We start from the raw sequence: 945 nt of genomic DNA on the forward strand, positions 1-945 counted from the left end.
CCGTCCGCGCCGCGCTGCACCGGCGGATAGTGGACCCGGCTGAAGTCGCCCTGCAGCGGCGCATTGGGCACGTGACAGTTCAGACATCGGGGGTGGAGCAGCACGCGCTCGAGCTGCGCGAAGGCGGCCAGGCCTTCCTGCCGGTTCGGCGTGGCCGAGATCGGCGTCGGCTGGAAGGCGGCGCCGTCGGCCGCGCTTGCCGGCGCCGCCGCGGCCATGAGGCCCGCCACGACGACCACCGCACCCACCGCGCCCAGCACCGCCGAGCACGCCAGCCGGCATGACGCGGGCATCGAGACATCCGCTGCGAAGCGATCACCCATGTCGACCTCCTGATGGCTGCGTCGGGTTGCCCCGCAGTCTAGAAAGGCGACGGGCGACGCGGCTTGCCTGATCCGACGGAAGACTTGCCCATTTCGACGGCGCGGTCCACGAGCGCTCAGCGGGGGCGCGAGAAGCGGCGCGCGCCCGCCACGCATCCGATCACGGCGACGGTGACCGCGAGCATCGCCGGACTCACTGCTTCCCGCAACAGGCCCGCGGCCAGCGCCAGGCCGAACAGCGGCTGCAGCAGCTGCAGCTGCCCCACCGCGGCGATGCCGCCCTGCGCCAGCCCGCGGTACCAGAAGACGAAGCCGATCAGCATGCTGAACAGCGACACATACCCCAGCCCCGCCCAGGCCGCGGCGCCGACCGGCGCGAAGCTGGCCGGCACGCGCCACGCGGCCAGGGCGAGCATCGGCGGCAGCGCCAGCACCAGCGCCCAGCAGATCACCTGCCAGCCGCCGAGCGTGCGAGAAAGCCGGGCGCCCTCCGCATACCCCAGGCCGCAGACGAGGATGGCGCCCAGCATCAGCAGGTCGCCCAGCGGCGCGGCGCGCAGGCCCTGCCCCGCCGCGAAGCCGATGACGCACAGGCTGCCCAGCATCGAGAAGATCCAGAAGG

1 protein-coding gene and 1 pseudogene are annotated in these 945 nt (G+C 73.2%); both read right to left on the bottom strand.

Features of this window, described 5'->3' with window-relative positions; genetic code table 11:
* Positions 1 to 323: pseudogene (locus tag FUT87_RS31160) on the bottom strand (hypothetical protein); the annotation flags it as partial.
* Between the two features lie 116 nt (positions 324 to 439).
* Positions 440 to 945 (bottom strand): DMT family transporter (locus tag FUT87_RS26175; protein ID WP_147242873.1); only part of this gene is annotated, 506 nt, incomplete at its 5' end.

The organism is Mitsuaria sp. TWR114 (assembly GCF_007997345.1).